Raw genomic sequence first — 25,574 nt, 5'->3', positions numbered from 1 at the left:
GGTATCTTGAATAACGATTTCCGCCTGACGGTGGGGTGTTGTGGCGTTAGCGTTATTTTGGTGAACTTGGTTTTGGGGAATGTAGTTTTGCTAACGTTTCTAACTGCTGGCGAATGGCCGTAACGGAAACGGCGCGATTATCAGCTCTGTCGCGTTCACTGGCGTCGGGTGCGGAACTTTGGATGCCAATGAGCACCCAGCCTGCTGGTGAATTCAGCATCAGCGGGGAGCCGCTATCACCAGGCAGCGTATCGCACTGGTGCGCCATAACGGCAGTGTGAACCCAGCCGGTGATCAAACAGTTTTGATGGCGATAAAGTGTTTCCTGATGATCCTCCGGGTAACCTGCCTGCGTGACGCGCTGACCATTATTCTTCAACGCCTGCATCAACGCCTGGCGGCTGTCTTGCCAGAGCAGGAGCGGGCGAATGTCGGGTGGCGTTTGCTTGAGCCGAATCAGGGCGTAGTCCAGCGGTGCTGCTGAAGGCGGAACGATCCATCCTTCGCCGTCGGCTTTCAGTTTTTTGGCGAGTGTTTTATTCGCCAGCGCTTCAATGTCCGTTGTTTCATAACGCCAGCCATTTTCCGACGCCAGAAAGCGCAGCGCGACGGGTTTATCTATCTCACCTTTCGGTGGCGTGACCACACAGTGCCCAGCTGTCAGCGCCAGGTGCGGGGAGATTAGCGTCGCGGTACAGAGGTTGCCGCTGGCGGTTTCCAACTGTCCAATCGCTTGCCACGGCCAAACTGCCGTGTCGGGAACGATATCCCGATCGTCATGGTTGAAAAATAAGATTTGTTGCTGCTTCTGCGCGGCGGTGTCTGTCGGTGAGGATTCCGCCCAACTGAGCGGGGCGATAAAGGGTAATGAACATAACAACCAGGCTGATATGCGCATGTAGTGAATAAACCTTATGAGAAAAGTCATCTTGAGGCGCTAAATATAGCGTGTTGAATTAACTATAGATGTATTTGTGGGTGAGAGACTGAAAATTAAAATGTTATCGAGTGTAAAAAGCGTGGCACGAGATATCACGGTACTTATTTCATCATGAGTTCTCTGAGGTGAACAGCTACGCCACGAAATGAAGTGGCGTAGCGTTTTTACGTCAACATGCCGCAAACACCGTCTGCTTTATTCGTAGCTGACGATCACGATACGTGCATTGGAGCTTAAGGTTTTCGAATTCACAGAACCGATGCCTTGCGGTAAAACACCATGCTGTGAGCCGTTTTTCATTTGTAGCGTTTGTACTTCCCCTTGTCGTTCACAACTGACGGTCACATTATTTGAACGCGTTGTAATATCACAGACCGGTTCGACGATGGCACCTGAAAAGCGAATGATGCCGGTCAACGAAGAGGGGGAAGCAAAGGTATACGATGTTGCAGCCAGCGTACTCAGCAATAGGGCAGATATTTGCAGGTTTCTTTTCATTATCATGTTCTCGGTATTGCCTGGAGTGTACTGATATAAACGGCGCTGAGTGATAAAACTTTACTACTCCAAAAATCTTTATTTGGCGAAATACCGACATTTTTGACGTTCAATTATCTCGCGATCAATCGCGGTGCGAATCGCTGTGTGATGCAGACTCTGCGACTAGAGAAAAAAACTCAGGGTGATAAGGCCACAGAGCAGAACGAGGGATAGCATAATTTCAAATGAGTACCGACGCATCATTCTCCCGTCCCCCCATGAAATAAACACCCGGTAAACCGGGTGTTTGATGATTGTCAGACGCGAAGCCCTTAGTGGTGTGGTTCAAATAGAGCTTACCTACAGTGACGCCTTCCCCGTGGGGAAGGCGTGGTTGCTTACCGATTACGCGGCTGGCGTAGTGGTTTCTGGTTTTGCAGTTTTCGCTTTCTTCACGTGTTTTTTAGCGGCCTGTGCTTTTTGAGCAGGGGCTGGTTTAGCTTTCTTCACGTGTTTTTTAGCGGCCTGCGCTTTCTGTGCAGGGGCTGGTTTGGCTTTCTTCACGTGTTTTTTGGCAGCCTGTGCTTTCTGTGCAGGGGCTGGTTTAGCTTTCTTCACGTGTTTTTTAGCGGCCTGTGCTTTCTGTGCAGGAGCCGGTTTAGCTGTCTTCACATGTTTTTTATGGTGAACGGTTTTGGCCGGAGCAGAAGTTGTGGCCGTTGCAGAAGGCTGAACAGGTGCGCTGGTTACGGTATCCGCGGCAAACGCTACAGAGGACAGACCCAGTGCCGCACCGGCGATCATCACTAATACTTTATTCATCATCATTTCCTCATTGTCTCATTCACGTTTCGTGGCCCTCAGTTGAGCCGTTGAAGAGAGAATAGGAGAAACGGATAACGGCTTCAGTGAGTGATTGGTTTCGGTGTGTAACCTAATGTACAAGCCAGAGAAGGCGAGGATGATAGGGAGAAAGGCGGGGTTACCGCCGTCTCGGTGCTAGTGTTGAATGGCGAGTGCGGCCGATGCTGTCGTGGTTTTTACTGGCCAACAAAAACGGAAACGGGCACCGCCGAGCGGGCTGTCATCGACGGTAATGCTGCCATCGTAAGCCCGGGCGATAGCATGAACAATTGCCAGTCCCAGCCCACATCCGCCGCTGCTGTTCTCAATACCCGCGTCCAGACGGACAAACGGTTCAAACACGCTTTCCCGGCTTTCGGGCGGAATACCGGAGCCATCATCTTCGACTTGCAGACAGGCGATATGCCCAGCGTCGGACGTCAGGCTGATATGCAATCGGCTGTGGCAGAAACGCAACCCATTACCGATCAGGTTATTCAGCACCCGTTCCATCAGGCGTAAATCGAGCGCCCCAATCTGTGCCGAGTGGGGCATGTCCAGCGAGATGTGTTTGTCTGGGTGGATCAGGCGGAAGTCGTCAACTTTTGCCTGTAGCCACGACGGAATATCAATATCGGCAAGATGCAACGTCACCTGTGGACGGTCGAGTCTGGCATACGTCAGCAGCTCGTCAATCAGTGCTTCGAGCTGGCCAATATCCCGATTTAACGCCTGCTGCTCGTCTTCTGTCAGGTTGTCGCTCATTGCCAGCCGATAGCGCAGCCTGACCAGAGGCGTGCGCAGTTCGTGCGCGATGTTGTCAATCAGCTGCTTTTTACTGTTGATGAGCTGATTCAGGTTATCTGCCATGCGGTTGAAGGCAACGCCGAGTCGGTACAGGCTTGAGGTGCTATCGAAGTGAATGCGCTCCTCCAGATGACCATCTCCCAGTCGCTGCGCGGCATTCTCCAGTTTCAGCATGGCCTTCCAGTGTGGGCGCATCCAGAGGAAAACCGGAAACGCCAGCGATAGCCCGATGAGCATGACCAGCAGCAAATCCAGCAGGCGCATTTCGTGCAGGAAGAACAAATAAGGAATCGGGCCGACAGCAAGAACATAGTGGCTGCGGGGGATGCGCTGGATAAACGTGTATTCATCATCCAGCGCGATAATTTCCCCCTGATTCAGACGCTGCCGATTATTGGGGCTAAGCGCATATTTGCTCACCGGTTCGATGTGCAGTTTGAATGACAGGTTTAAATCGAGCTGGTTGATGGTTTTATGCCAGTCGCGTGGGGGGATCGCGCGCAGCTCATTACGAATGAGATACAGCGAGCTTTTCATCAGGTCATCCATGGACTGACGTCCGGCGCGTTCAGCCGTGACTTTATAAACCAGCCCGACCAGAAGTGTCATGACGACAAAGCAGGCGAACAGCAATAGAAAAAACTGGATGAACAGCTTTCTCATAGCGTGATGCTCTCCCAGGTATTGGGAGCAAACAGATATCCTTTGTTGCGCACCGTTTTAATACGGAACGGTTCCAGCGGGTTGTCGTACAGCTTCTTACGTAGACGGGAAATCGCGACATCAATGCTGCGATCCATGCCGTCGTAGGTCACGCCGCGTAGATTTTTCAGCAGCGCATCCCGATCCATAATGTGACCTGCATGGGTCGCCAACTGCCAGAGCAAATCGAAATCCGCAGTGGATAGCACGATGTGCTCTTGCCCTAATGTCACTTCCCGGTTGACCGGATCGATACAGAGCAGGCCGAAGTGCAGTGATTTATGCACCTGCAACGCGGCGGGCGCGGCATTTTCTGCCACGGCCTGTGGCGCGGTGGCATACTGCCGTAAATGCAGGCGTAGGCGGGCGAGCAACACGGCGGGCGGCGTGGTTTTCAGAATGTAATCATCGGCACCCATTTCCAACGCCAGAATATGATTCATATCGCTGTCCAGCGAGGTCAACAGCACAATCGGGCCGCTGTACTGTGGCCGCAATTCCCGACAAATTGTCATACCGTCTTTGCCGGGCAGCATGATGTCCAACAGCACAAGATCGGGCTGCTGCTGTTCAATAAAGGCCAATGCCCGATCGCCCCGAGCTTCAACCTGAACATCAATGTCATGCTTGCCAAGGTAGGCTGCGATCAATTTCCCCACCTCGGTATCATCTTCTATAAAAACAATCTTATGCATGGTGTCTACGTCATCCCCAACTCACTGTTTCTAGCATAGCCTGATGAGAGACCATAAACGAGAAATGAAGCGTAAATGGGTGTTAAGTGGTTGTTTATTCGCATGAGTTAGGTTTTGCGTGCCTATGAACAGTATCAGCGTAAAGCCCGCCCACCATCAACACCCAGCGTTTTCCCGGTGACGTAGCGGCTGCTGAGCAGATAATCCACCAGTTGGACAATTTCCTCTTCGCCGGGGGCAATCTTCATCAAGGATTTGTCGAGCGCCTGCTGGCGATATGCTTCGTCATCCTGTTCATTAAACAGGATTAAACTGGGGGCGATCGCATTGACTTTCACCTCCGGTGCCAGCTTGCGGGCAAACGAACGCGTCATGTTATCCAGCGCCGCTTTGCTAGCGGCATAAGCAATATGCTTGTCGCTGCCTTTTTCTACCACGTAATCCGTCAGATGAATGATATCCGCGCCAGCAACACCTTGCCCACGCAGGCAAGATTCCAATAACTGGTTGAGTAAATAGGGTGTATAGACATGAATTTGCAGCATATCGGCCAGCGTTTGCTCTGGCGGCGTTGTGGGGCTTTCAGGTTCCCAGCGGCTGGCATTGTGAATAATGGCGCGCAACTGCGGCGTGAGCGACTGGATTTGCTCCGCAAATCTATAGATATTTTCCGTGGTGGAAAAATCGGCGGCCAGACAAACGGCACCATCTTGCTGTAACGTCTCCAATTCAGGATAAGGCGTGCGATAGCTGACGATGACCGGAATCGACTGAGCCAGAAGCGAACGCGCCAGTGCCAGCCCAATACGCTGGGCACCGCCGGTAATTAACACGGGAGCAGAAGAAAACGTTGTCACAATGAGGTCTCCTCAACACGCTAATCAAAAGGGGGCGAAGCGTGACAATATACCTGAATTAACCACCATACTCGTCATACTTCACGTTGCATGTACGTTGGCTGCCTTCGTTACTCGGCTCATCCATGAGCCTCGCCCCGTTGGGGCCGCTGCAAGCAGATTTGTCACCCAAATCACTGGCGAAGAGGAGAAAAGGGAATAGGGAAAAGTTTCCTGAGTCTACACGTTACAGTGAGCCACTCTGTCTGGACTACACGGATTATTTAGCGGCACAGTGAAACAAACGTCCGTCCGGTTTAACATGCCTGCCGTGCAGCATTAGCACGGCGTGGCCTGCACACTATTTCGATTCTGTTTCCGTTACGCCGAGCGCACCGTTGTCGCCTCAATCGCCTGTGCTAATGAACCGTAGAAGCTGAGTCGTCCTTCAATCGGATGCACCTTCGCCCTCGCCAGCGTTTTTAACGGCTGGAAGGGAATGTCGGTGATGATGAGCTGTTTGCCTTCGGGCAGCGTTTCGCTAAAACGCAGGAACGCATTGAGGCCACCAGCATCCAGCACCGGCACGGCATCCCACTGCAAGATGATATTTTGGTAACCTTCGCTGCGTATGGTCAGTTCGTTGAAGATGCGCTCCGCGGCGGCGAAAAACAGCGGGCCGTTAACGCGCAGCACCAGATGATCGGGAATTTTGGTGTCAGGCAGTTCGCTCAGACGGGTCATCTGCGCAATGCGACGCATAAATAATAGCGATGCCAGCACGATGCCGACGGTAATTGCAATCACCATATCGAACAGTACGGTCAACGACATACAGAGCAGCATTACGATAATGTCGTCTTTTGGCCCATGGCGAAGCAAATCCACCACTTTGTGCGCTTCGCTCATGTTCCAGGCGACAATCAGCAACAGCGATGCCATTGCCGCCAGTGGCAGATAAGACAGCCACGGCGCAAGTATCAGCAACGCCAGTAACACCAACAGCGCATGAATCACAGCGGAGATCGGTGAGTTTGCTCCTGCACGCACGTTGGCGGCGGAACGGGCAATGGCAGCGGTCGCGGTAATGCCACCAAAGAAAGGTGCGATGATGTTACCGAACCCCTGACCCATCAGCTCTGCATTAGAATTATGTTTTTTGCCCGTCATCCCGTCCAGCACGACGGCGCACAGCAGCGACTCAATTGCCCCCAGCATCGCCATCGAGAATGCCGCAGGCAGCAGAGCAGAAATACTTTGCCAATCCAGCGTCATTGTCTTCCCATCCGGCGACGGAATATCCCACGGTAGAATAAGCTGCGGCAGGATAGGCGGAATCCCTTGCCCTTGCGAACCATCTGCCAGCATATAGCTGAATCGGGAACCGATTGTCGCCACATCCTCACCCAGCAGCGACATGATCCCCATTACCGCAACACCAGCCAAGAGCGCGGGTAGATGACCGGGCAGGCGGATACCGAGCCGAGGCCAGACAATCAAAACCAGTAGCGTCGTTGCGCCGATCAACGTATCTGCAAGATGCAGGGTAGGTAGTGCCTGTGCCAGCGCCGCCACTTTCTCAACGTAATGCTCGGGCACAACTGCCATCTGCAAACCGAAGAAATCCTTGATTTGCATGGTTCCGATGGTGATAGCGATCCCCGAGGTGAACCCCAGCGTCACGGAGAGCGGAATATATTCAATCAGGCGGCCGAAGCGACAGAGCCCCATCAGCAGTAGAAATACACCGGAAAGTAAGGTGGCAACCAGCAGGCCGGATAACCCGAACTGTTGTGATACCGGATACAAAATAACGACGAAGGCGGCTGTCGGGCCCGATACGCTGTAGCGTGAGCCGCCGCTGACGGCGATGACAATCCCGGCAATGGCCGAGGTATACAGTCCGTACTGCGGAGGAACACCACTGGCAATGGCCAGTGCCATCGCCAGCGGTATGGCGATGATGCCGACAGTAACGCCAGCGATAATGTCGTGGGTAAAACGTTGTAGCGTATATTTCTCGCGCCAGCACGCATCAATCAGCGCGCTGAACGGCCTGACACCGTTAATTCCGTGCGTTTTCATCTAAGCAAAAACCAAAGTAAGGAAGTAAATCAATATGGCGGGCCTGTCGGTCCGTCGACGACAACCTTACGATACGCCGGACGTGCTCAAAAGATCCAGATATACATCAAGAGAAGTGAGTTTTGGTGACGCCGACGCGGTGAAAACCGCGTCGGGCAGGGAAATTACAGCGTGATTGTGATCAGATAGGCGGCAAAAAGCGCCAGATGCGCACTGCCGCTCAACACATTGGTCCTACCGGTAGAGAACGTAATGTGGCACAGCACCAGTACCGACAGCATTACAACAATGTGTGGCATATCCAAACCGAAATTCAGCGTGCGGCCTGTCAGCATGGCGATGATCGTAACGGTAGGAACCGTCAGTGAAATGGTTGCCAGCACGGAACCGAAAAACAGGTTCATGGCGCGCTGTACCTGATTTTTCAGAACGGCGCGGATCGCTCCCAGCCCTTCAGGCGAGAGGATTAACAGTGCGACCAGGAAGCCGGTAAACTGTGTCGGCGCATTCATTTCGGTCAGCAGCGTTTCCAGCGGCATAGAGTTCGTCTTGGTTACTGCGATAACAGCAATCAGGTGAACCAGCAGCCAGGCGGTGTGCCACAGTGAACTGTGCGCAGACGGTTTACCATGGTGCGGATCGTCACCGTCCCCTTCGTCTTCATGCTCATACACAAACAGGCTTTGGTGCGTACGCGTTTGAATCAGCAGGAAAACGCCGTACATCGCCGCAGAAATAGCGGCAATAATGAGTGATTGCGCTACGCTGAAATTGCCACCGGGCAAAGCGCTGGGGAAAACCAGCACAATCACGGCCAGTGGGAAGATCGCCATCAGGTACTGCTTGATGCCGCTGAGGTTGACATACTGTGTGGCGAATTTACGGCCGCCGAGTAAGAGGGCAAAACCGACCAGACCACCAGTGACAATCACGATAATGGAATAGAGGGTGTCACGCATCAGGTCTGGGCCAGCGTCACCGGTTGCCATCAGCGCAGAAATCAGGCTGACTTCAAGAATGACGACGGACAGGCTGAGGATCAACGAACCGTAGGGTTCACCCAGACGGTGTGCGAGCACGTCGGCGTGACGTACCACGCTGAAGGCGCTGAACAGTATCCCGGCTAGCGCGATGGCGTTGATGCCGAGAATGGCGACAAAATCTTGTGAGCTACCCCACATGTAGAGTACGGCAAGCGCAATAACAGGAAAAATGAGTGAGTATTCGTGATGGCGAGTTTTGACCACCTCAGCATGAGACTTCATTGCGGGAGTTCTCCTTATCCAGAGGAATGATGCGGCAAAATATCCCCGTCATATTTCAAGCCAGCATACTGGCAACTCGAACTATTTCGGGCATAAAGCAATTTATTGAGGTCGTAAACCCCTTTATTAAAGACGTAGAACAACAATAAACAGCAAAAGGTTACTAAAAAGTAGTTATAACGTAATAAAACGAACAATATGATAACAGATTGTCATGATGGCGCGGTTTTTTTTACGGAATTTTACGCTTTGCGCTTAAATTCACATGAAAAGGGAGAATCTGCGTATCTTCTCCCTATCATGATAATATCAAATGTATTTTTTATGGTTATTCGTCAGGATTATCCATGATATCGTGACGTTTATGATGATAATCCTCTTCATTTAACCCTTCTCGCCAATAAGGCACGGCATACATCTGATTTCGCTCACACCCGCGTTCGCGACGCACGTGGCGACGAAGCTGAACCACGATACGATCTTCACCTGCTAACCAGTAAAATGCATTTTCAACGGTCGGGAGTGACTGAAAATGTTGCAGCAATACATCCGTCGCATCCGTTCCACCGACGATCCAGTGCAGTTGAAGCTGCGATGGTTTAGCGAAATCAAGCTTATCAGCCTCGCTGTCGACACGGATTACCGCATATCCCGTTGCATCATCAGGCAGGTTTTCCAGCAGCGCCATGAGCGCAGGGAGCGATGATGGATCGGCAGCCAGATAATAAGTGGCCGCAGGCGGTAACATCGGGAGCGGGCCGCCGGGTTGTGAAATACCGACCCAGTCGCCGGGTTTGGCCTGACGGGCAAAAGTGACGGCAGGTCCGGCGTGTTCATGCAGCGCGAAAACCATATCCAGCTCCGCCTCTTCCGGGCGCAACGCGCGGACGCTATAGGTACGAACGATGGGGCGGGCTTCGCCTTCTGGCCAGATCGGGCCGCGCTCGCCGATTGCAGGCAAAGCCGGTTTTTGCTGTCCCACCTGAGGCAGAAAGAGTTTGATATGCGCACCATATCGTTCGATCGGATAATCACGCAACGCGTCGTGATGGAACGTAATACAGCGTAAATGAGGGGAAAGATCGTGGATGTGTTTGACCTGAACTAAAACAGGCTGACGCGGCGTTGCCATTTATTGTCTCCGTGAATAGTCGATTCCAAAAATTAAGGATAATAATAACACGAGATGATAATTATTATCATTTGATGTCTGATCGTTATTATTCTTGTAGATTATTCTTCTTATTACAGTTACAGCCGATACGGGTAGCTTATTAAGGCCTATGCCCGTTGGCGCATTTACGTTAAGCGTACCGTTATTCGGCAGACCCCTGACATCACAAAAATGAAGTTTGTATCAGGAGTACGTCAAGTCTGACGGCGAGTTGCCGATTAGTTGATACAAAAGCTGAACCTTATGTGAATGAAACATTATCACGAACTTTTTCGGTTTTTGTGACTAGTATCAAACTTGATCGCAAAGCCATAAATGAATAACCTCAGGGTTGATGGTGTTGTAAAGTTAAGCAGATAAAGCAGTTAGGTTTTTACCGCAGGGCGAGAGCTGGTTTGACGAGCAGCAAAAGAGTAGGGGTGGGGGTAGTAAGCAGTGTTAACACGCGATTTTTTGCAGAAAGCAGATTGTAGAACGTCTTTTGGTTGTATTGAAGAAACCTTACTGCTCACCCCGCAACAGCGGGCTGACTCGTTGGACAGGACGTTGGCGCTTCGGCCAAATAGCTGTCCTGTCTGGGTATTTGGTTACGGTTCGCTCATGTGGAATCCGGTTTTTGACGCCGAAGAAACCTGTCTGGCCACGTTGGCGGGGTGGCAGCGTGCCTTTTGTCTGCGCCTTACCATTGGTCGTGGCACGATAACGCAGCCGGGGCGGATGCTGGCGCTGAAACCCGGTGGGCAAACGACGGGGCTGGCTTTCCGTTTGCCGGAAACCTCATTGCGTGAAGACCTGGAACTGTTGTGGAAGCGTGAAATGCTGACGGGCTGCTATCGTCCGCTCTGGTGCGAACTGCATCGTAAGAACGGCGCACCGCTGACGGCGCTGGTGTTCGTTTCGGAACCGGAGCATCCCCTCAACGAAAATGATATCTGCATTCAGAGCGTTGCACCGTTGATTGCGCGCGCGAGTGGTCCGCTCGGCACTAATGCACAATATCTGTTTGCACTTGAGCAAGAGCTGAAGAATCACGGAACGGAAGATGAAAGCGTGAGCGAATTGGCGCAGCGGGTGCGAATTCTGCAACAGTCGTGTTCTACAGCAGCAGGGAGCTGCTAATAGTAACTGCGGTGAGCGGGAACATTGAGGTGAACGACGAGACTGCCGTTCACCTTGAGGCAAGGTGAAGCAACTGATTTACCAGCCGACGCCAACACCCATGGTGTACAGCGTGTCGTCAACATTCCCCTGATTACTTTCGATACGGGTACGTGACACTTTCATACTCATAGAAGACCAGTCGGTCAGCTTGAAGCGCAGGCCTGCATCCGCTTTCAGATAAATTGGCGCAGTACCATCAAATGAACGCCCCAATTCACCGTTGGTGAAGGCTTCAACTGATTTGCTGAACAGGTAGCGGTTGTACGCCCACTTAAGCGCACCGGAGTAGAAGTTGTCATCACCCTGATCGCGGTAAACGAAGGTTTGGGAGTTGACCAGCGACGTCAGTGAGAACGCACCTAAATCGTTATCCCAGAACTGATAACCGGGACCGAGACCGAAAGAGCGGTTGATTTTAATGCTTTCAATCCAGTCGCGTTTGTACTGATAACGACCCTGCCAGAACCAGTTCTCATCCACGAATTTATCCAGCGCATATTCGCCAGCCGCATTCTTGGTGCTCTCGACTTTATCCTCTTTTGCCAAATGGTAGCTGGCATCCAGGTTGTGTCGCCACGTATCGTGACGTGCTTTGGTGTTCAGCGTCACATCGTAGTTGTCGGTTTCTGTCGAGCTTTTCTTGTGCGACATGCCCGCATCAATGTTGCCTTTCCAGGCGAAATCGGTCACCAGTGGCTTCTGTGCGACGATGGACGTGATTTCAGAAAGCGGTAATGTTTGTGGACCCGCAGCTTCGTTAGCCAGCGACGGGTTCGCGACGATGGCGCGGTTTTCGCTCGCTTTAATCGTCGGATACAATACGCCTTTTTCGTAGCGTTCGCCTTGAATCACCAGACCATGGTCAGACTCAAAGGTTTTCACCTTGTCCCAGGCTACAGAAATAGAGCCTGCATAGTCGGTGTTGATAAAGAGTTTACCGCTGTCAAGCAGCGTGATTTTCCCTGTGAGCTTGTCGCCGTTGTTCAGCCAAATGGTGTCAGCGCGGCTCTGCGTAATGCCAGCAGAGAGGGCGATAACCAGGCTGAGGGAAGAGAGTGCGTGTTTGGATAGTGTCATTATTGCCAAGTAAACCGTGGTGACAGGTATTGAGATGTCCGTCAAAGACGTACAGCCGATGATAACGAACCGGTTTAGTCCGGAACGGCAAACATTAACAGGAATCGTAGTGATGCTCTACCCGAAAACGAAAATTGATTAGAATGTAAATAGTTATAAAAGTTGCTATTGATGATTAACAGCTATAACGCGATACCTGTCACATTTTCGGCTGGCGGAAAGGGGAAGTTGTTGTGGGGGATGATGCTCTCTGACCCAGCGTGTTTCAGGCCAGAGAGCGTGTGCGATAGATGACGCTACGCGGTGCGCTGCGTGCGGGATGTGCTGTTGTTGCCAAGGAAGCGTGCGGTCAGGAATGTCCTGACGCGGAACACGATCCGTTCCTGGAAGAGAACACAGAGCGTCACGGTGCTGAGCAGGAAAATGATATAGCCCGTCATGGAGAGCTGCACCTGACCTGCGGCGGCAATACACTGATCCCAGTCGCTGAAGCAGGCCATCGGGTTACCGCGTACCAGTTGTTCCAGTGTCCGGAACAGATTGAAGAGCGGAACGTGTAGCGCAAAGATTGAGAGTGATGCCGCACCCAGACGCGGCGACCAATGCCGCAGCCACTCGCTATTAGGTTCCCGTGCCAGCGCGCTGAGGCAGACCAAGCCGACCTGTGCGGGCAGGAGTAAGCCGTTGTGCAGCAGGAAGTACCAATAGGCTTCACCTTTTGTGAACAGCCAGGTGGCGATAAGGAAATTCACGCCAATAAAGAGAGCGACCGCATAGCGCTGGCCTTTTGTCAGCGGTGAGCGATCTTTCTGACGATAATGGCGGAACAGCGCATAGCCCAAAATCCCGGCCAGGAATTCCGGCAAACGGAAAATCGGCCCACGCTGTAATAATCCGGTGTACGGCATCCCGAATTGTTGTTGCCAAATTACCCAAATCGGCGGCAGCAGATACAGCAAGCAGACGATCCCCATCCACAGCCACGGGTGGCGACTGTTCAACAGACGTGGGGCTAACAGGGGGAACGCCAGATAGAAAAAGAACAGCGTGGAAAGCGACCATAACGGGGCATTGAAGGTCAGGAAGTAAGGATTCCACGCTTGCAACATCAGTACCTGCAATAACCCGTTGAACGCCAACTGTGCATTCGTCATGTAATGGCGCAGGGTTTCGGGGTCGGCTGCGGGATCGTTGGTGTCATAAATGACAAAACGCGCGCTCGCGACCTGTCCTTCCGGCGGCACGGCTAGCCACTGCATCAGCGTGACAACGGCAATCGAAGACAGCAGGGCAATGATGTGGATGGGATAAAGATTAAAGAAGCGTTTGGCCCAGAACTGGCGAACAGGTTCACGCAGACGTCCGTCCTTGATGTAAACATGCGCTAGCAAGAAGCCAGACAGGACAAAGAACGTGCTGGTCGCGAAGAATCCCATGCTGGTGAGCTCGCTCAAGAACGGAATGCGTTCACGCTGGGGATAAACGTGTACTGTGTGATAAATCATCACATAACAACCGAGCAAAAATCGTAACCATTCCAGGCCGATAAATCGCTCTTTACTGACCTTCTTCATGTTGTTCCTCAACGTTAAACTCAGTGTAAAAGCCGAAAAATGCCATTACGGTCTAGTTTAGACGAGGGCAACGTCACATTAATTAGGATAATGGCTATAAATGCCGGCGCCGTTTAGCAACCGTTTAGGTTTGGCGGGGTATTGGCGGCATTTCCACCCACTATTTCTCATTAACTACGGCGGCATCCTCGCTCACGCGAGGATAATCTCGGACGGAAGGGCGCCAGAGCGCCTTATCCGTACCGCTGACAATAGCGGTATCGTGTGACGATGTGATTAAATGACTTTTTCTTGTAATACCCAGACGGCCGCTTCAACCCGTGATTTTAGCTTCATTTTCTTCAACAGGTGTTTAACGTGAACTTTAACGGTACTTTCGGTAATCGTGAGCTTGCGGGCGATCACTTTGTTGGATAATCCCTGAGCCAGCAGCTTCAGAATATCGCGTTCGCGCGGCGTGAGCTGCTGAATGTCCCGGTCGCTGCTGTGGCGGCTTTCGCGCAGGCTGGCGGCCAGAATCGGGGTTAATGTTTCACTCAGTACCATTTTTCCTGATGCCGCCTGATGCAGCGCAGCCAGTAAATCTTCTGGCTCCATATCTTTCAGCAGGTAACCATCGGCACCATTTTTCAAGGCGTTGACAACATCGTCTTCATGGTTGGATACGCTAAAGACGACAATGCGGCCAGACAGCGATTTTTCCCGCAGCCGATTCAACGTTTCCAGACCATTCATGCCGGGCATGTTCAAATCAAGCAGAATCAAATCCGGGTCCAACTGTTCCGCTAGCTCGACACCCTGTTCGCCGTGACTGGCTTCACCTGCGACCTGTAACTCTGGGTCCATGCTGATGAGTTGCTTAACACCATTGCGCAACATGGGATGGTCATCAATCAGCAGTAGGGTGGCGGCATCTTCGTTAATCATGAGTTTCTCCTGTTAATGGCAGCCGGTGACGGTATTCGGAGAGGAAGTTGACATTGACTTCAGTCCCCCCCGATGGCCGGCGTCGAACAATGCATTCGCCGTGCAAACCCCGTGCACGGTCGCGCATGATAATAAGCCCATAGTGATTAGCGCGACTGGCATCATCAGGAATACCGATACCGTTGTCGGCTACGCTGAGTTCGACGTAACCCTGGCGTAGCTGTAGCGTGATATCGACCTGTGTGGCCTGCGCGTGTTTATAAATATTGCTTAGCGCTTCACGCACAATTTGCAGAACGTGAATGCCTTGATGAGCGGAGACCGACTGCGGCGGCAGGCGGTAATGTAATTCGATGGGATAACCCAGTCGCTTGCCAAATTCATCGACCGACGCCCGCAGAGCGGCCAGTAAGCCGGATTCCGAAAGCTTCAACCGGAACGTCGTCAGCAGTTCACGCAGTTGGCGATAGGCGGTGTTCAGCTCTTCCCGCATTTCCGTCAGCAACTGCTGCGACGCGGGGGGCAAATCGCCGCCCTGCATTTGCAGGCAGCTCACCTGAATTTTCAGGCAGGAGAGGGACTGGGCAATAGAGTCGTGCAGTTCGCGGGCAATCGTGGCGCGTTCTTCCATGAGCATCAACTGCTGTTGATGGTTGGATTGACGCTCCAGCGCCAACGTGCTGGTCAACTGTTCCAATAAGGTGTTCAGTAACTGATTCTGATCGCGGCTCAACACGGTGTTGTCCGGCAGCGTGGCTAATACGACACCATATTGCCCATGTTTGTCGTGCAGATCCCAACAGTGAGGCTCACCCGGCAGTGCTTCTCGTTTTTCCTGCATACCACAGCTCTGACAGCTGTTATCTGGGCAGTGTCCCGGCTGTGACTGGCTATCATCACTAAATTGATGAAACTGTTCCTGATTATTATCTTCATACAGCCGCAGTTGAATATTGCGCAGCGGGGTCAGTGACGGCAGCTCGTTCAGGATCGGCATTAGTCGACTACACAGTGGCGCACCGGTATGCAGGCGTCGACTGGCGCGATAAAGAAAAGAAAGCAGATCGTTTTTCTGTTGCAGGTCGGCGGTTTTCTCGGCGACGCGCAGTTCCAGGCTGTGGTACATGGCGGAAAGTTCATCCGACATGCTGTTCAGCACCTGTCCCAGCGTGCTCATTTCATCATGACCGCTGATGGTGACGCGCTGGGTGAAATCGCCGTGGCCGATAGCCTGCGCCATCGAAACCAAACGCTGCCACGGTGTGAGCAAGCGGCGACGCAGGTAAAAGAACGTGGTAACCAGCAGAATAAACATGATGCCGATGAAGATACGCTGCACCAGCGTGACCATCATCAGCCGTTGTTCGGTTTTATGATCGATGGCGGAAACCAGGTCATCCAGCTGTTTCACGAAGCGGGCGACATCCGCCGAGGCATCCGCAGAGTGCGTTGCCTGCCGCAAATGCGGTTGCAGACTCTCCAGCCAGAAAACGCGCAGTTCAGTGAATTGTTCGCTGAGCCCTTCCCGACGTACTGCTTGCTGCAAGTCGCTGCTGATTTCGTCTTCTTCCAGCTCTTGCAGGTAAATTTCATTCTCGGCAGAGAGCGGTACCATCGAGAGTAGGCGGTAACTCTGCATACGCAGCGAGCCTGCTTTATTAATGGCGTGCGCGTTCCCTTGAATGCTTTGAGACATCCAACTGGAAACCGACATACCTGCAATACCCAGCAAACCGAGTAGCAGCATCAATAGTACAACCTGATTGACGAGCGACAGCGGCAGCAGGAAACGTTTCAACATAATAAAGCGACCTCTGCTGGAGGAGTAGAAAACCAGTACCGAGAAGGATAACCCTTTTGGCATTTTTCCCGATTCTACGTGATAACCCTATACCTACTAATGAGTACCACCGAATATCCGCGCCTTGAAAGGGGATATGACAGTAAGAAAAAATGGAGATATAACAGCTTGAATTATCGTTGCTTATTTTTCTATTTTTATTACTCATTAAGGAGTGTGGTTATTTTTACTCGGTTTTTTTACCTGACAGCGCGTTGATTTGCATCAACTTTACCTGCGGTGTAATCCCTAATGTTGCGCCTTAATTCTACCGCGTTTTTATTTATCGAGGTTTTTATGACGCAGCCTTCATCACCCGAAAAAGTATCGCAAAGCACGCTGATAAGGGAATGGAATCCTGAAGATACAAAATTCTGGCAATCTGGCGGACAACGGATAGCACAGCGTAATCTTTGGATCTCCGTACCGTGCCTGCTGTTGTCGTTTTGTGTCTGGATGATTTTCAGCACCGTGGCCGTTAACCTAAACAAGGTCGGATTTAGTTTTACCACAGACCAGCTATTTTTGCTTACCGCGCTGCCTTCCGTGTCCGGCGCGTTGTTACGCGTTCCATACTCTTTCGTGATTCCGATGGTTGGTGGTCGACGCTGGACGACGCTAAGTACCATCATTCTGGTTATTCCATGCATTTGGCTCGGGTTTGTCGTACAGAATCCGCAAACGCCTTACAGCGTATTCGTCACGATCTCTCTGCTGTGTGGTTTTGCCGGTGCTAACTTCGCATCCAGCATGGCTAACATCAGTTTCTTTTTCCCAAAATCACGTCAAGGCAGTGCGTTAGGTATTAACGGCGGATTGGGCAACCTCGGCGTGAGCGTGATGCAGTTACTGGTGCCGGTGGTAATCTTCTTGCCGATGCTGGGTTTTTCCGGCAATGGCGTTGTGCAGCCTGACGGACACCAGATTTGGCTGCATCACGCTGCGTGGATGTGGGTGCCGTTTTTAGTTATTGCCGCCACCGCTGCCTGGTTTGGCATGAACGATTTGTCGACTGCCAATGCATCAATACGCAAGCAGTTGCCGGTTTTGAAGCAGATGCACCTGTGGGTACTCAGCTTCCTGTATTTGTCCACATTTGGTTCATTTATCGGTTTTTCAGCAGGCTTCGGCATGCTGTCCAGAACGCAGTTCCCAGAGATCGTCGTGTTGTACTACGCATTTTTTGGGCCGCTGCTCGGCGCGTTGGCGCGTCCGGTTGGAGGAATGTTGTCTGACCGCTTTGGTGGCGTTAAGGTCACGTTGATTAACTTTATTCTGATGGCGATTTTCTCGGTATTACTGTTCTTGTCACTGCCGAGTGCGAACTCTGCGGGTTCATTCGGCATGTTCTTTGGCATTTTCATGATGCTGTTCCTGACGGCCGGTCTGGGTAGTGGGTCAACCTTCCAGATGATCGCCGTCATTTTCCGTAAACTAACGGCAGATCGCGTGAAAACACAAGGTGGAAGCGATGCGGATGCGCAGCGTGCGGCAGCCACGGATACCGCCGCGGCGCTGGGCTTTATCTCAGCCATTGGTGCTATCGGCGGCTTCTTCATTCCTCAGGCCTTTGGGATGTCGCTTGAGTTAACCGGTTCACCTACCGGTGCGATGAAGGTGTTTGTGGTGTGCTACGTCGTGTGTGTATTGGTGACTTGGCTGTTCTATGCCAGAAAGCAACGCTAAGCGTTGACCCGTCTCCCAACTGCCTTTTAGTCACATTCTTATGTCGACTAAGAGGTGGTTCCGTGCGCGATTAACACTGTTATTTTCATGCTACTCCGTAGCGTGCGCCCGACAAGGAGCGCTCAATTGCCGCGCTCCTTGACCTCTGGCTTGTTGGCGCTAATTGTGTCGCTACGCGATACCTTCGGCGTTCGTGACTGCTATTCGGGCCACCCGTGACGCGTTCCCGACGCGGCACGGATTTTCGCCGCTTCCATGCGGCTCACCCGGCAGTCACGCTCACCTCAGCACAATTCTTACGCCGGAAAAATAAGGACAGAGAACATTCTGTGATCTTGGGGCTTATCCCCATACTAAAACGTCCATATGTCATCTCTCTTGTTCGAGCAATTTTTCGCCCCCACTGACTACTACCTCTAAATAGTCGTGTGTATGAATTCAGTATAAGCACAAAACGAATGGTTTTATTTTTATCTTTTAAAATCATTTAATTACGTATTTTTTTCATGGTAATTCTTTAGTGGTAGTTAGCGATGTACTTCGTTTTTCACAGGGGGACACTCTTGATCGTTATCAAGTTTGGCGGCGCAGTTGCTGGATACCCTAGCGCCAACTTGAGCGATGTGTCGTAAGCAAAAACAGATGTCTGCTACGAGCATTTCATAACGACAGGAGCCAGCAGGCTTCGCAGCAGGAGAGTCCGGATGAGCAAATTCCTTGACCGGTTACGTTACTTTAAACAATTGGCCGAACCGTTTGCGGATGGTCATGGCCAGACCCTCAATACCAATCGTGACTGGGAAGACGGCTATCGCAGTCGCTGGCAGCATGACAAAATCGTACGTTCTACCCACGGGGTAAACTGTACCGGTTCATGCAGCTGGAAGATTTATGTGAAAAACGGTCTGGTGACGTGGGAAACGCAGCAGACTGACTATCCGCGTACCCGCCCGGACCTGCCTAACCATGAGCCTCGCGGCTGCCCGCGCGGTGCCAGCTACTCCTGGTATCTTTACAGCGCTAACCGCCTGAAATATCCGATGATGCGTAAGCGCCTGATGAAGCTGTGGCGTGAAGCAAAACTGACGCACAGCGATCCGGTTGATGCCTGGGCGTCCATCGTCAATGACCCCGAAAAAACCCAATACTACAAACAAATTCGTGGTCGTGGCGGTTTCGTTCGTTCTGACTGGAACGAAGTTAACGAACTGATCGCTGCCTCTAACGTTTACACCGCCAAAACCTATGGCCCAGACCGCATTATCGGTTTCTCACCCATTCCTGCGATGTCGATGGTGTCCTACGCGGCTGGTGCGCGTTACCTTTCTCTGCTCGGCGGCGTGTGCCTGAGCTTCTATGACTGGTACTGTGACTTGCCACCTGCGTCACCCATGACGTGGGGTGAACAGACTGACGTACCGGAATCGGCAGACTGGTATAACTCCTCTTACATCATTGCCTGGGGTTCTAACGTTCCGCAAACCCGTACGCCAGATGCCCACTTCTTTACGGAAGTCCGTTACAAAGGCACCAAAACTGTAGCGGTTACGCCGGACTACGCTGAAATCGCCAAGCTGTGCGACCACTGGCTGAACCCGAAACAGGGCACCGACAGCGCGATGGCGCTGGCAATGGGCCACGTTATTCTGAAAGAGTTCCACCTCGACAAACCGAGTCAGTATTTCAGCGAGTATGTTCGTCAATACACGGATTTACCGATGCTGGTGCTGCTGGAGCCGCGTGAAGATGGCTACTACGCGGCAGGTCGTATGCTGCGTGCTTCCGATCTGGTGGACAACCTCGGCCAAGACAATAACCCGCAGTGGAAAACCATCGCGATTGACGATGAAAGCGGCAACCTGACGGCTCCGCAAGGGTCGATCGGTTACCGTTGGGGCGATCAGGGCAAATGGAATCTGGAACAGCGTGACGGCGTGAGCGGCGAAGAAGTGAAGCTGCGCTTGAGCCTGCTGGGGTCGCACGACGATGTGGTTGATGTCGGCTTTCCGTATTTTGGCGGCGCGGTCAGCGAACATTTCAACAACGTTGCGCTAGAAGAAATCCTGATGCACAAACTGCCGGTTAAGCGTCTGACGCTGGCTGACGGTAGTGACGCGCTGGTTGCCTGCGTGTATGACCTGACGATGGCGAACTACGGCCTGGATCGCGGTCTGGGCGACGACAACTGCGCGCGCGATTACGACGATGTGAAAGCGTACAGCCCAGCCTGGGCTGAGAAAATTACGGGCGTTTCTCGTCAGAACATCATCCGCATTGCGCGTGAATTCGCGGATAACGCTGATAAAACGCACGGTCGTTCGATGATTATCGTCGGTGCCGGTATCAACCACTGGTACCACATGGACATGAACTACCGCGGCATTATCAACATGCTGATTTTCTGCGGCTGTGTCGGTCAGAGCGGTGGGGGCTGGGCGCACTACGTCGGACAAGAAAAACTGCGTCCGCAAACCGGTTGGACGCCGTTGGCGTTTGGTCTGGACTGGCAGCGTCCGCCTCGCCACATGAACAGTACGTCGTTCTTCTATAACCATTCCAGCCAGTGGCGTTATGAAACCGTCGCGCCGCAGGAACTGTTGTCACCGCTGGCGGATAAATCCCGCTTTACTGGCAGCATGATTGACTTCAACGTGCGTGCCGAACGTATGGGCTGGCTGCCGTCTGCACCACAGTTGAACGTTAACCCACTGGATATCGCAGAAAAAGCGCGTGCCGCTGGTGTCACGCCGCAGGACTATACCGTTGCCGCGTTGAAATCAGGCGAAATCAAATTTGCCGCTGAACAGCCGGATAGTCCGCAAAACTACCCGCGTAACCTGTTCATCTGGCGTTCTAACCTGCTGGGTTCCTCCGGTAAAGGCCACGAATACATGCTGAAGTACCTGCTGGGTACAGAGCACGGTATTCAGGGGCAAGATTTGGGCACGGCGGGCAGCGTGAAGCCGGAGGAAGTGGAATGGCGCGATCAGGGTGTTGAAGGCAAACTGGATCTGGTGGTGACGCTTGATTTCCGTATGTCCAGCACCTGCCTGTATTCCGACATCGTCCTGCCAACGGCAACCTGGTACGAAAAAGACGACATGAATACCTCGGATATGCATCCGTTTATTCACCCGTTGTCTGCGGCTGTCGATCCGGCGTGGGATTCCAAAAGCGACTGGGAAATCTACAAAGGCATCGCAAAAACCTTCTCCCGCGTCTGTCAGGGGCATCTGGGTCAGGAAACCGATCTGGTTACGTTGCCGATTCAACACGACTCCCCGGCAGAAATGGCGCAGCCGTTCGGTGTGGATGACTGGAAAAAAGGCGAATGCGATCTGATTCCGGGCAAAACCGCACCCCACCTGATGATGGTGGAACGCGATTACCCGAACCTGTACGAACGTTTCACCTCGCTCGGCTCGTTGATGGACAAGCTGGGCAACGGCGGTAAAGGCATCGGTTGGAACACGCAGACCGAAGTCGATTTCCTGAAAAAGCTGAACTACACCAAGGCTGACGGTGCGGCGGCGGGTCGTCCGAAGATTGAAACGGCGATCGATGCGGCAGAAGTGATTCTGTCTCTGGCACCGGAAACCAATGGTCAGGTGGCGGTGAAAGCGTGGGAAGCGCTGAGCAAATTTACCGGTCGTGACCACACGCATCTGGCGCTGAATAAAGAAGACGAGAAAATTCGCTTCCGCGACATTCAGGCGCAGCCGCGCAAAATTATCTCCAGCCCGACCTGGTCTGGTCTGGAAGACGAACACGTTTCTTATAACGCTTGTTACACCAACGTTCATGAGCTGATTCCGTGGCGTACGCTGTCTGGTCGCCAACAGCTGTATCAAGACCATGAGTGGATGCGTGCTTTCGGTGAAAGCCTGCTGGTCTACCGTCCGCCGGTCGATACCCGTGCGGCTGATCCGGTGATGAATAAGAAGCCTAACGGCAACCCGGAAAAACCGCTGAACTTCCTGACGCCGCACCAGAAATGGGGCATTCACTCCACGTACAGCGACAACCTGTTGATGCTGACGCTGGGTCGCGGCGGCCCGATTATCTGGCTGAGTGAAGACGATGCACGCGATTTGGGTATTGCAGATAACGACTGGGTAGAAGCGTTTAACGCCAACGGTGCGCTGACGGCGCGTGCGGTGGTCAGCCAGCGTGTACCTGCGGGAATGACCATGATGTACCACGCGCAGGAACGCATTATTAACCTGCCAGGTTCGGAAATTACCCAGCAGCGCGGCGGTATTCACAACTCGGTAACCCGTATCACGCCGAAACCGACCCATATGATCGGCGGCTATGCCCAACTGGCTTATGGCTTTAACTACTACGGCACCGTCGGGTCAAACCGTGATGAGTTCGTCGTGGTTCGTAAAATGAAACGCATCGACTGGCTGGATGATGAAGGCCAGGACTATGTACAGAAAGCGGTACAGCAGGAGAAAGCCTGATGAAAATTCGTTCACAAGTGGGCATGGTGCTGAATCTGGACAAATGCATCGGCTGTCACACCTGCTCCGTTAGCTGTAAAAACGTCTGGACCAGCCGTGAAGGGATGGAATACGCCTGGTTCAATAACGTCGAAACCAAACCGGGCGTGGGTTATCCCCATGCCTGGGAAGATCAGGAAAAATGGAAGGGCGGCTGGATCCGTAAAATCAGCGGCAAGCTCGAACCGCGTATGGGTAACCGCATCAGCGTGTTGTCCAAAATCTTCGCTAACCCAGATGTGCCAGAAATCGACGACTACTACGAGCCGTTCGACTACGACTACCAGAATCTGCGTAAAGCGCCGGAAGGTAAGCATCAGCCTGTCGCCCGTCCGCGCTCGCTGATTACCGGCCAGCGGATGAAGAAAATCGAGAACGGCCCGAACTGGGAAGACGATCTGGGTGGTGAATTTAGCGTGCGCTCCAAAGATAAAAACTTTGAGCATATGCAGAAAGAGATGTACGGCCAGTTCGAAAACACGTTCATGATGTATCTGCCGCGCCTGTGCGAGCACTGCCTGAATCCAGCGTGTGTGGCGACCTGTCCGAGCGGCGCGATCTACAAACGTGGCGAAGACGGCATCGTCCTGATCGATCAGGACAAGTGTCGCGGCTGGCGTATGTGCCTGACTGGCTGCCCGTACAAGAAAATCTACTTCAACTGGAAGAGCGGCAAATCAGAAAAATGTATTTTCTGCTACCCGCGTATCGAAAGCGGTCAACCAACACTCTGTTCAGAAACCTGCGTCGGCCGTATCCGCTATCTGGGCGTGCTGCTCTATGATGCCGATCGCATCGAACAAGCGGCTTCGGTGGAAAGCGAGAAGGATCTGTACCAGAGCCAACTGGATGTGTTCCTTGACCCGCACGACCCTAAAGTCATTGAACAAGCGCTGAAAGATGGCATTCCCAACAGCGTCATTGAAGCGGCGCAGCAGTCGCCGGTGTACAAAATGGCGATGGACTGGAAGCTGGCGCTGCCGCTGCACCCAGAATACCGCACGCTGCCAATGGTGTGGTACGTGCCGCCGTTGTCACCGATTCAGTCTGCCGCGGATGCAGGTCAATTGGCACACACTGGCGTACTGCCGGACGTCGAAAGCCTGCGCATTCCGGTGCAGTATCTGGCGAACCTGCTGACCGCGGGGGATACCGAGCCCGTATTGCTGGCGCTGAAACGTATGCTGGCGATGCGTCACTACAAACGTGCAGAAACCGTAGAAGGCAAAATCGATACCAGCGCGCTGGAGCAAGTTGGGCTGACCGAAGCGCAGGCGCAGGAAATGTACCGCTATCTGGCGATTGCGAACTATGAAGACCGTTTCGTGATCCCATCAAGCCATCGTGAACTGGCGCGTGAAGCCTTCCCAGAAAGCAAAGGCTGCGGTTTCAGCTTTGGCGATGGTTGCCACGGTAGCGATACCAAATTCAACCTGTTCAACAGCAAGCGTATTGATGCCATTGATGTCAGCAGTAAAACGCGCGATATGAACAGCAAAATCATGCAGGAGACGAACCATGATTAGCCTGCGGATTATTGCCCGCCTGCTGGATTATCCCGATAGCGAGCTGTGGGAAAACCGGGCTGAATTAATCGACGCGGTAGAGCAGGCTGATGCCTTACCGCTGCGTGAGAGTCATCAGTTGATGCAGTTCATCAACACGCTGTGCGCGCAGGATCTGTTGGACAAACAGGCGGAGTATAGCGGCCTGTTTGACCGCGGTCGGGCGACCTCGCTGCTGCTGTTCGAACACGTTCACGGTGAGTCTCGAGACCGTGGTCAGGCGATGGTCGATCTCATGCAGCAATATCAGGATGCCGGTCTGGCGCTGGATTGCCGTGAACTGCCGGACTACCTGCCGCTGTATCTTGAGTACCTTTCTCGTCTGGAGCCCGCGCAAGGTCGCGCGGGTTTACTCGACATCGCACCGATTCTGGCGTTGATTGGCGCGCGTTTGCAGCAGCGTGACAGCAGCTATGCCGTGCTGTTCGATCTGTTGTTGGCATTGTCCGGCAGTGACCTGAAAAGTGACGATGTCACGCACAAGGTGGTTGACGAAGCGCGTGACGACACGCCGCAGGCGTTGGATGCCGTGTGGGAAGAGGAACAGGTTAAGTTCCTCGGCGAAGAAGGCTGCGCATCGGCCCAACAAACGCAACACCAACGCCGCTTCGCTGGCGCGGTGGTGCCGCAATATCTGAATCTTGACGCGACATCGGCGGGAGGGCAACGCTAATGAGTGCAATCACGAACTATTTCAATATATTTTTGTTTGATATCTATCCTTATCTGGCAATGGCGATTTTCCTGATTGGCAGTTGGCTGCGTTATGACTACGGCCAATACAGCTGGCGCGCAGGTTCGAGCCAAATGCTGGATAAGAAAGGGATGCGTCTGGCGTCTAACCTGTTCCATCTGGGGATTCTGGGCGTATTTGCCGGGCATTTCCTCGGTATGCTGACGCCGCACTGGATGTACGAAGCCTTCCTGCCAATGGATGTAAAACAGAAAATGGCGATGTTCGGCGGTGGTGCAGCGGGTCTGCTGACGTTTGTCGGTGGCGTGCTGCTGTTAAAACGCCGTCTGACCAACCCACGTATTCGTGCCACATCCAGCGTTGGCGACATTCTCATTCTGTCTCTGCTGGTGATCCAGGCTGGTTTAGGGCTGTTGACCATCCCGTTCTCTGCACAGCATATGGACGGCAGTGAAATGCTGAAGCTGGTCGGTTGGGCACAGAGCGTGGCCTTCTTCCAGGGCGGAGCATCTGAGCATCTGGCGGGTGTCGCGCTGATCTTCAAATTGCACATTGTGCTGGGGCTGACGCTGTTCGTTCTGTTCCCGTTCTGCCGTCTGGTTCACATTTGGAGCGCACCGGTCGAGTACCTGACGCGTCGCTACCAGTTAGTGCGTAACCGTCGTTAGGTATGATAGAAAACAGCGGCGTTATGATAACGTCGCTGTTTTAACGTCTT

19 protein-coding genes are annotated in these 25,574 nt (G+C 52.8%); 6 read left to right on the top strand and 13 right to left on the bottom strand.

The genetic code is table 11. From position 1 onward, the window contains the following. Nucleotides 1-52: 52 nt before the first annotated feature. The 9 genes from KKH3_RS10550 to KKH3_RS10505 all read right to left on the bottom strand — a co-directional run bounded on the left by KKH3_RS10550 (nt 53) and on the right by KKH3_RS10505 (nt 9,785). Nucleotides 53-898, bottom strand: a complete 846-nt coding sequence (locus KKH3_RS10550) for a trypsin-like serine peptidase (protein WP_039359111.1) — start codon at nt 896-898, stop codon at nt 53-55. A gap of 237 nt (nt 899-1,135) precedes the next feature. Continuing rightward, complete coding sequence (locus KKH3_RS10545; RefSeq protein ID WP_039359108.1) at nt 1,136-1,438, bottom strand: YmdA family protein; 303 nt, start codon at nt 1,436-1,438, stop codon at nt 1,136-1,138. A 387-nt stretch (nt 1,439-1,825) separates the two neighbouring features. Continuing rightward, a complete protein-coding gene (asr, locus tag KKH3_RS10540; RefSeq protein ID WP_039359103.1) occupies nt 1,826-2,242 on the bottom strand; it encodes an acid resistance repetitive basic protein Asr in 417 nt (138 codons plus the stop codon). Between the two features lie 177 nt (nt 2,243-2,419). Then, nucleotides 2,420-3,733 carry a two-component system sensor histidine kinase RstB gene (gene rstB / locus KKH3_RS10535; protein ID WP_039359101.1) on the bottom strand — a complete coding sequence of 438 codons (1,314 nt, stop codon included), beginning with the start codon at nt 3,731-3,733 and terminating at the stop codon, nt 2,420-2,422. Continuing rightward, complete coding sequence (gene rstA, locus KKH3_RS10530; protein WP_039359099.1) at nt 3,730-4,467, bottom strand: two-component system response regulator RstA; 738 nt, start codon at nt 4,465-4,467, stop codon at nt 3,730-3,732. The genes rstB and rstA overlap by 4 nt, the downstream gene beginning before the upstream one ends. Before the next feature lie 134 nt (nt 4,468-4,601). Then, complete coding sequence (gene folM, locus KKH3_RS10525) at nt 4,602-5,324, bottom strand: dihydromonapterin reductase (RefSeq protein ID WP_039359097.1); 723 nt, start codon at nt 5,322-5,324, stop codon at nt 4,602-4,604. A 360-nt stretch (nt 5,325-5,684) separates the two neighbouring features. Next, on the bottom strand, nt 5,685-7,388 hold the full coding sequence (gene dauA, locus KKH3_RS10515) for a C4-dicarboxylic acid transporter DauA (RefSeq protein WP_039359092.1): 1,704 nt from the start codon (nt 7,386-7,388) through the stop codon (nt 5,685-5,687). 164 nt (nt 7,389-7,552) lie between these two features. Then, entirely contained in the window at nt 7,553-8,653 is a 1,101-nt protein-coding gene (gene chaA, locus KKH3_RS10510) for a sodium-potassium/proton antiporter ChaA (RefSeq protein ID WP_039359089.1), read from the bottom strand. Nucleotides 8,654-8,981: 328 nt separating this feature from the next. After that, complete coding sequence (locus KKH3_RS10505) at nt 8,982-9,785, bottom strand: siderophore-interacting protein (RefSeq protein WP_039359084.1); 804 nt, start codon at nt 9,783-9,785, stop codon at nt 8,982-8,984. 477 nt (nt 9,786-10,262) lie between these two features. Between KKH3_RS10505 and KKH3_RS10500 the strand changes: the two genes are divergently transcribed. Beyond that, entirely contained in the window at nt 10,263-10,946 is a 684-nt protein-coding gene (locus KKH3_RS10500; protein ID WP_039359081.1) for a gamma-glutamylcyclotransferase, read from the top strand. A gap of 78 nt (nt 10,947-11,024) precedes the next feature. Here KKH3_RS10500 and KKH3_RS10495 read toward each other — a convergent pair whose 3' ends face one another. The 4 genes from KKH3_RS10495 to narX form a co-directional block, all read right to left on the bottom strand. After that, nucleotides 11,025-12,065: a DUF481 domain-containing protein gene (locus KKH3_RS10495; protein ID WP_039359078.1), complete on the bottom strand. Its 1,041-nt coding sequence runs from the start codon at nt 12,063-12,065 to the stop codon at nt 11,025-11,027. 296 nt (nt 12,066-12,361) lie between these two features. Beyond that, nucleotides 12,362-13,639, bottom strand: coding sequence for an acyltransferase family protein (locus tag KKH3_RS10490; protein ID WP_039359075.1), 1,278 nt, complete (start codon nt 13,637-13,639; stop codon nt 12,362-12,364). Between the two features lie 276 nt (nt 13,640-13,915). After that, entirely contained in the window at nt 13,916-14,566 is a 651-nt protein-coding gene (gene narL, locus KKH3_RS10485; protein ID WP_010276892.1) for a two-component system response regulator NarL, read from the bottom strand. Further along, nucleotides 14,559-16,367, bottom strand: coding sequence for a nitrate/nitrite two-component system sensor histidine kinase NarX (narX, locus tag KKH3_RS10480; RefSeq protein ID WP_052201379.1), 1,809 nt, complete (start codon nt 16,365-16,367; stop codon nt 14,559-14,561). The genes narL and narX overlap by 8 nt, the downstream gene beginning before the upstream one ends. A 336-nt stretch (nt 16,368-16,703) precedes the next feature. Here narX and KKH3_RS10475 point away from each other — a divergent pair, with 336 nt between their 5' ends. From KKH3_RS10475 to narI, 5 genes are all read left to right on the top strand, one after another. Then, nucleotides 16,704-18,092, top strand: a complete 1,389-nt coding sequence (locus KKH3_RS10475) for a NarK family nitrate/nitrite MFS transporter (RefSeq protein ID WP_039362344.1) — start codon at nt 16,704-16,706, stop codon at nt 18,090-18,092. 704 nt (nt 18,093-18,796) lie between these two features. After that, a complete protein-coding gene (locus tag KKH3_RS10470) occupies nt 18,797-22,558 on the top strand; it encodes a nitrate reductase subunit alpha (protein ID WP_039359070.1) in 3,762 nt (1,253 codons plus the stop codon). After that, a complete protein-coding gene (narH, locus tag KKH3_RS10465; protein WP_039359069.1) occupies nt 22,558-24,123 on the top strand; it encodes a nitrate reductase subunit beta in 1,566 nt (521 codons plus the stop codon). The genes KKH3_RS10470 and narH overlap by 1 nt, the downstream gene beginning before the upstream one ends. Beyond that, a complete protein-coding gene (gene narJ, locus KKH3_RS10460) occupies nt 24,116-24,835 on the top strand; it encodes a nitrate reductase molybdenum cofactor assembly chaperone (protein WP_039359067.1) in 720 nt (239 codons plus the stop codon). The genes narH and narJ overlap by 8 nt, the downstream gene beginning before the upstream one ends. Continuing rightward, entirely contained in the window at nt 24,835-25,524 is a 690-nt protein-coding gene (gene narI, locus KKH3_RS10455) for a respiratory nitrate reductase subunit gamma (RefSeq protein WP_039359065.1), read from the top strand. The genes narJ and narI overlap by 1 nt, the downstream gene beginning before the upstream one ends. The last annotated feature ends 50 nt before the right edge of the window (nt 25,525-25,574 follow it).

The sequence above is a fragment of the Pectobacterium actinidiae genome, from assembly GCF_000803315.1.
GTDB lineage: Bacteria > Pseudomonadota > Gammaproteobacteria > Enterobacterales > Enterobacteriaceae > Pectobacterium > Pectobacterium actinidiae.
Note: the sequence above shows the minus strand (reverse complement) of the source record. Positions and strands in the feature narration are given on the sequence as shown.

Excerpts from the sequence above, each read along its gene's own strand:
- KKH3_RS10490 (WP_039359075.1), bottom strand. The coding sequence starts at position 13,639 with ATGAAGAAGGTCAGTAAAGAGCGATTTATCGGCCTGGAATGGTTACGA.
- KKH3_RS10505 (WP_039359084.1), bottom strand. The coding sequence starts at position 9,785 with ATGGCAACGCCGCGTCAGCCTGTTTTAGTTCAGGTCAAACACATCCAC.
- KKH3_RS10495 (WP_039359078.1), bottom strand. The coding sequence starts at position 12,065 with ATGACACTATCCAAACACGCACTCTCTTCCCTCAGCCTGGTTATCGCC.
- narL (WP_010276892.1), bottom strand. The coding sequence starts at position 14,566 with ATGATTAACGAAGATGCCGCCACCCTACTGCTGATTGATGACCATCCC.
- narI (WP_039359065.1), top strand. The coding sequence starts at position 24,835 with ATGAGTGCAATCACGAACTATTTCAATATATTTTTGTTTGATATCTAT.
- narJ (WP_039359067.1), top strand. The coding sequence starts at position 24,116 with ATGATTAGCCTGCGGATTATTGCCCGCCTGCTGGATTATCCCGATAGC.
- rstA (WP_039359099.1), bottom strand. The coding sequence starts at position 4,467 with ATGCATAAGATTGTTTTTATAGAAGATGATACCGAGGTGGGGAAATTG.
- dauA (WP_039359092.1), bottom strand. The coding sequence starts at position 7,388 with ATGAAAACGCACGGAATTAACGGTGTCAGGCCGTTCAGCGCGCTGATT.
- chaA (WP_039359089.1), bottom strand. The coding sequence starts at position 8,653 with ATGAAGTCTCATGCTGAGGTGGTCAAAACTCGCCATCACGAATACTCA.
- KKH3_RS10475 (WP_039362344.1), top strand. The coding sequence starts at position 16,704 with ATGACGCAGCCTTCATCACCCGAAAAAGTATCGCAAAGCACGCTGATA.
- KKH3_RS10470 (WP_039359070.1), top strand. The coding sequence starts at position 18,797 with ATGAGCAAATTCCTTGACCGGTTACGTTACTTTAAACAATTGGCCGAA.
- asr (WP_039359103.1), bottom strand. The coding sequence starts at position 2,242 with ATGAATAAAGTATTAGTGATGATCGCCGGTGCGGCACTGGGTCTGTCC.
- narX (WP_052201379.1), bottom strand. The coding sequence starts at position 16,367 with ATGTTGAAACGTTTCCTGCTGCCGCTGTCGCTCGTCAATCAGGTTGTA.
- KKH3_RS10550 (WP_039359111.1), bottom strand. The coding sequence starts at position 898 with ATGCGCATATCAGCCTGGTTGTTATGTTCATTACCCTTTATCGCCCCG.
- narH (WP_039359069.1), top strand. The coding sequence starts at position 22,558 with ATGAAAATTCGTTCACAAGTGGGCATGGTGCTGAATCTGGACAAATGC.
- rstB (WP_039359101.1), bottom strand. The coding sequence starts at position 3,733 with ATGAGAAAGCTGTTCATCCAGTTTTTTCTATTGCTGTTCGCCTGCTTT.
- KKH3_RS10545 (WP_039359108.1), bottom strand. The coding sequence starts at position 1,438 with ATGAAAAGAAACCTGCAAATATCTGCCCTATTGCTGAGTACGCTGGCT.